This window comes from Lapillicoccus sp., assembly GCF_039935575.1.
In the GTDB taxonomy this organism is placed as follows: domain Bacteria; phylum Actinomycetota; class Actinomycetes; order Actinomycetales; family Dermatophilaceae; genus Lapillicoccus.
In genome coordinates, this window is the sequence record NZ_JBDTKA010000131.1 from 1 (window position 1) to 5,414 (window position 5,414).

At 70.0% G+C, this 5,414-nt stretch carries 5 protein-coding genes; 2 read left to right on the top strand and 3 right to left on the bottom strand.

Going from position 1 to position 5,414, the window contains the following annotated elements; all coding sequences use genetic code 11:
* Together ABI385_RS15735 and ABI385_RS15740 are read left to right on the top strand one after the other, a co-directional pair.
* A partial coding sequence (locus tag ABI385_RS15735) for a glycosyltransferase (protein WP_348104707.1) occupies nucleotides 1–804 on the top strand: 804 nt, incomplete at its 5' end.
* Entirely contained in the window at nucleotides 801–1,958 is a 1,158-nt protein-coding gene (locus ABI385_RS15740; protein WP_348104708.1) for a glycosyltransferase family 4 protein, read from the top strand. The genes ABI385_RS15735 and ABI385_RS15740, both read left to right, overlap by 4 nt.
* 80 nt (nucleotides 1,959–2,038) lie before the next feature.
* On the opposite strand, the gene ABI385_RS15745 is transcribed toward ABI385_RS15740, so the two are convergent.
* The 3 genes from ABI385_RS15745 to ABI385_RS15755 all read right to left on the bottom strand — a co-directional run.
* Entirely contained in the window at nucleotides 2,039–3,289 is a 1,251-nt protein-coding gene (locus ABI385_RS15745) for an O-antigen ligase family protein (RefSeq protein ID WP_348104709.1), read from the bottom strand.
* Complete coding sequence (locus tag ABI385_RS15750; protein WP_348104710.1) at nucleotides 3,286–4,560, bottom strand: nucleotide sugar dehydrogenase; 1,275 nt, start codon at nucleotides 4,558–4,560, stop codon at nucleotides 3,286–3,288. The genes ABI385_RS15745 and ABI385_RS15750 overlap by 4 nt, the downstream gene beginning before the upstream one ends.
* Nucleotides 4,557–5,414 (bottom strand): NAD-dependent epimerase/dehydratase family protein (locus ABI385_RS15755; protein WP_348104711.1); only part of this gene is annotated, 858 nt, incomplete at its 5' end. The genes ABI385_RS15750 and ABI385_RS15755, both read right to left, overlap by 4 nt.

A 5,414-nucleotide genomic window follows, 5' to 3' on the forward strand; every position in this document is an offset into this window, starting at 1 on the left:
CGCGAGGCGTCGCCGCTCAGCACCGGGCGCCTCGAGTCGCGGCTGCTGCGGTCGGCGGGACACGGGGTCTACGACGTCGACGACGCGCTGTTCCACGACACCGGTTCCGGTGTGCGCCGGCTGTTCAGCAAGGCCGACACGTTTGCCCGGGCCGTCGCCGCGGCCGACGTCGTCGTGGCCGGGAACGACTACCTCGCCGACCGGGCGTCCCGGACCGCCCGGGAGGTCGTCGTCATCCCCTCCTGCGTCGAGCCGGCGGCCTACCGGACCAAGACCGACTACGCCGTGGCCGAGACACCACGCATCGTCTGGGTCGGATCGCCCTCCACCGAGGCATACCTTCTCGGCATCGCCCCCGCGTTGTCGGAGGTGCACCGGCGAACGGGGGCTCGGGTTCATGTGATCAGCGCGGGGAGCGCCAGTCTCGGAGAACTGGACCCGATCGTGGAGCGAACGGACTGGGGTACAACGACTTCCGACTCAATCTGTGCCGGAGACGTCGCGATCGGACCACTGACCGACACCCCGTATGCCCGGGGCAAGTGCGCATACAAGCTGTTGCAGTATGCGGCGGCCGGTCTGCCGATGGTCGCCTCCCCGGTCGGCGCGAACCGGGCGGCGCTCGACGTGCTGGGGGGCTCCGCCGCGACCTCGCAGTCGGACTGGGTCGACGCGCTGACGACGGTCCTCCGCGCCCCGGGCGAGACGCGGGCTCTGTGGGGAGCGCGCGCTCGGGAGCAGGTCGCGGAGCACTACTCGTTCGACCGGTGGGCCGACTCCTGGATGGCGACGGTGCAGCCGTGACCGGTCGGGCGAGGCCGCGAGTCGCGGTGGTGGCGAGCACGATCCCGGTCACCGTCCACGCGTTCCACCGCGAGCTGTTGCGGCAGCTGGGCGAGGCCGGGTTCGAGGTCCTGGTCGTGTCGTCGCCCGGACCCGAGCTGGACCTGCTCGCCGCGACGCCGGGCGTTCGCGTCGCGGCGCTCCCGATGAGCCGTGACATCGACGCGCGAGCCGACTCGGGCGCACTTCGGAAGTGGGTACGCCTGCTACGCAACGAACGGCCGGCGCTCGTGGTCACGGCGACACCCAAAGCGAGCCTGCTGGGAATGGTGGCGGCCCGGCTGACAGGCGTACCTCGTCGGGCCTACTACGTCGGGGGTCTGCGCCTCGAGGGCGAGCACGGTCGACGGCGCCGGCTCCTTGCCGCCACGGAGCGCCTCACCTCGGCCAGTGCACATGTCGTGATCGCCAACTCACCGTCGCTTGCCCGAGAGGTGTTGGCGCACAGGCTGACTCGGGTCTCGAAGCTGCGCGTCATCAAACCCGCGAGCTCGCACGGCGTGGACACGGAGCGGTTCGCGCCCCGTGCTCGGGACGCCGAGCTGCGAGCGAGTCTCGGGCTCGTCGACGACCTGCCGGTTGTCGGCTTCATCGGCCGGGTCACCGCTGACAAGGGGGTCGGTGCCCTGCTGTCGGCGCTGCACCTGCTGCGGCAGCGAGCGGTTGCGGTGCAGCTGCTCGTGCTCGGGGCACAGAACGAGAGCGACTCCGCCGGATGGGTTTCCAGGCTGCGGGGCGAGTCGCGCGTAGTGCTCGCGGGGCACGTCGACGACATCCGGCCCTACGTGGCACTGATGGACGTGCATGTGCTGCCGTCGAGGCGTGAGGGGTTCCCCAACGTCGTCCTCGAGACCGGTGCGATGGGGGTACCGACGGTGACCACGCGTGCGACGGGAGCGATCGACTCGGTGCGCGACGGCGAGACGGGGCTGCTCGTCGACGTGGACGACGCCCGACAGCTGGCCGACGCCGTGGGAAGGCTGCTGGCCGACCCTGGGCTGGCCCACCGTCTGGGTGCGGCCGCGCGGGAGGTCTCGGTGCGCGACTTCCAGCCGCCGGAGGTGGTCGCGAGCTTCGTCGGACACATCCTGGGGACCAGGGCGCCCCGAGCGTGAGGGCGCGGCCGCTACGACTGGTCCCACGGTCGACTGTTGCGGCCAGAAGCGGGCAGTCGACACAACGGGCGACGTCACGGTCAGTTGTTGTGGCCAAAGCGGTGTTCGGCGGCATACAGGGCCAGGAGCAGTCCCCACGAGAGCCACATGAGGTTGCGCAGGAACCCACCCTCGTAGCTCGCCTCGACCAGGCATGACCCAAGCTGCACGGCGACCGCCACCCCACAGGCGACCGCCATCCACCTCGTCTCGCGCCGGCGGCGCCCGAACCACCACCAGTGCACGACCGTCACCAGGAGGACATTGACCAACACACCCACGACGATTCCGAAGTCCACCAGCTGCTGGATGGCGATGTTGTGGAACGACGGGGTCACCGACGGACCCTGGCCCCGCAGCGGGTAGGCCCGGATCGCCGCGAGCGCATCGGCCAGCAGGTCGCCTCGCGCGTCGATGTTGGTGGCCGAGGTGCGGGAGGCCATGTGCTCACGGCTGGCGGGATTGAAGAGGAACATCAGCAGGACCGCGACCACCGAGGCTCCCAGGGAGGCGAGCGCCCACCGCCAGAGCGAGGCAGCCTCCCGGCGCGCGAGGACCACCAGCAGCACCGCCCCTGCGATCAGCGCGAGCAGGGTGCCTCGACTGAGCGTCATCACGGTGGCGACGAGGGCGAGGGCGGCGAACAGCCGGGCCATCCAGCTGCGGTGGCGCACGCCCCAGACGGCGAGCGGGATGATCGGCACCGCCAGCAGCACGGCGATGTTGTTGGACCGTCCGATCCAGGGGTGCGACAGCCTCGCGAAGTAGGAGATGTAGTCGCCGGACGTGGGGTCGAGGGTGCTCGGCGGCAGGTATCCGGGCACCTCCGCCCAGAGCAACGCGCACGGAACCAGCAGCGCGACGACCCAGCCCCCGATGACGGCGACGACTGCACGAGGGCGGACCCCACGCAGGACGGCCTGCACCATCCACAGCAGCACCAGAGCCTGCGCGGAGTTGACCGCGAACAGCTGTGACGCAAACCTGTTGGTCGTCCACGAGACCGATACGAGGCCGAGGACGATGCTCACTGCCGCGAGCAGCAGCACCGGCGTCGGCGGGCGGACCCAGCCTCGGGCGAACAGGTCGGCGACGAGCACAAACAGGGCGAGGAACGACGCGAGGTCGAGCACCGAACCCGGCCACGGCAGGTGGAAGACGGCCGGAGCCGGTGACGACCACGCGCCGGCGACCAGCACGACGGCGACCGCGGCGAACCGGACCATCTCCCAGGACCGGGTCCAGCCCAGTGCCTGCGTCGCGCGTGGGCCCGGCTCGGCCGCTCGGGTCACAGCCGCACGACGGCCGGGTCGTCGGTCGGAACGGAGCCCCGGGTGTCGAGCAGCAGCCGGGAGACCTGAGCGAGCCGGGCGAGGTCGTAGGCCCGGTGCTGCTGCAGCAGGACGACGACGTCGGCTGCGGCGGCCGCGTCGTAGAGGTCGTCGACACAGGTCAGCGCGGTTGCCGGGTCGTCGGGACGACGGACCCAGCGCGGCACCCGCGGGTCGTGGTAGGCGAGGTCTGCTCCCCACGCGGCGAGCCGGTCGGCGAGTGGGCCGGCGGGACTCTCCCGCAGGTCGGAGACGTCCGGCTTGTAGGTCACGCCGACGAGCAGGACCCGCGCGCCTCTGACGGCAAGGCCGACGTCGTTGAGGGCTGCCTGCACGCGCTGCGCGACGTAGAGCGGGGCCGCCGTGTTGATCTCCTCGGCGAGCTCGACCATGCGGAAGGCGTAGCCGAGCTTGGCTCGAACCCGGTGGCTCAGGTATGCGGGGTCGACCGGAATGCAGTGCCCCCCGACACCCGGTCCGGGTCGAAAGGCCATGTATCCGAACGGTTTTGTCGCCGCCGCGTCGATCGCGTCCCACAGGTCGATGTCGAGCTCGTTGCAGAACCGCACCATCTCGTTGACGAGGGCGATGTTGACGTGCCGGAAGGTGTTCTCCAGCAGCTTGGCCATCTCGGCCTCGCGGACTCCCTTGGCCGGGACCACGTCGTCGACGAACAGCCCGTAGAACTCCTGCGCCGCGGCCGTGCAGGTCGGCGTGATGCCGCCGACGACCTTCGGGGTGTTGCGCACGCCGTACGTCGCGTTGCCGGGGTCGATCCGCTCGGGAGAGAACGCAATCCGTATGTGGGTGCCGACCTCCCAGCGTTCGCCGAGCACGAGAGGGGCGAACACCTCCTCGGTCGTCCCGGGATAAGTTGTCGACTCCAAGACGACGAGGGCACCCTCGCGCACGTGCTCACCGATCACACCGGCGGCGTTCACGACCGGCCTCAGGTCAGGGCCACCGTCCTCCGTCAGAGGGGTGGGCACGCACACCACGACGACGTCGGCGTCCGCAATGACGGACGCGTCGGTGGACGCTCGGTAACCCGCGGCGATGCCCGCGGCCAGGGCGGCGTCGCTGACGTCGTCGATGTGGGAGTGGCCGGCGTTCAGGTGCTCGACCACCTCGGGGGCCGTGTCCAGACCGATGACGGAGAGTCCGACCTCGCTGGCGCGCAACGCCATCGGCAGGCCAACATAACCCTGGCCGATCACGACCAGGTTGGTCACGACGCGTCCTTGAACCAGGACAGCGTCTCCTCGAGCCCTTGGTGCAGCGAGACCGGCTGGACGTGGGGGAACAACGAGCGCAGCACCGTGTTGTCCGCGCGCGACGCGCGGACGTCACCAGGCCGCGACGGTTCGTGGTGGACGTCGGCCTTCAGACCCGTGACGTCCTCGATCGTCGAGATCAGCTCTGTCAGAGGCGTGTTCGTGCCGAACGCCAGGTTCACCGGTTCGGGATGCGTGACCCGGCGCTCGACCGCGTCCATCAGCACACTGCATACCGTTGCGACGTAGGTGAAGTCGCGTGACTGCGTCCCGTCTCCGTGCACCGGCATCGGCGCTCCGCGCAGGATTGCGTCGAGGAAGATCGGGATGACCGCGGAGTAGGCGTGGCCTGGCATCTGCCTCGGCCCGAAGACGTTGAAGAGGCGAAAAGCCAGCGTTTCCAACCCGAACGACTGCTGGTAGGCCAGGACGTACTGCTCCTCTGCGAGCTTCGAGACGGCATAGGGGCTGACGGGGCGCACCCATTCGCGCTCGTTCTTGGGCAATGCGGGGTTCATCCCGTAAACCGAGCTCGATGACGAGGCGACGACGTGTGAGACGTCTGCAGCTCGGGCGGCTTCCAGCAGGGTGAGGGTGCCGGTGGCGTTGGCGTGATGGCTGCGCAACGGGTCCTGCAGGCTCCGCGGCACCGAGCCGAGCGCGGCCAGGTGGACAACAGAGTCGGCCCCACCCAGTGCCGTCGCGAGGAGGTCGCGGTCGAGGACCGAACCCTCGTGGAAGGTGAGGTCGAGACCGGCGATGTTGGCGGCATACCCGTTGGAGAGGTCGTCGACGACGACGACCTCGTGACC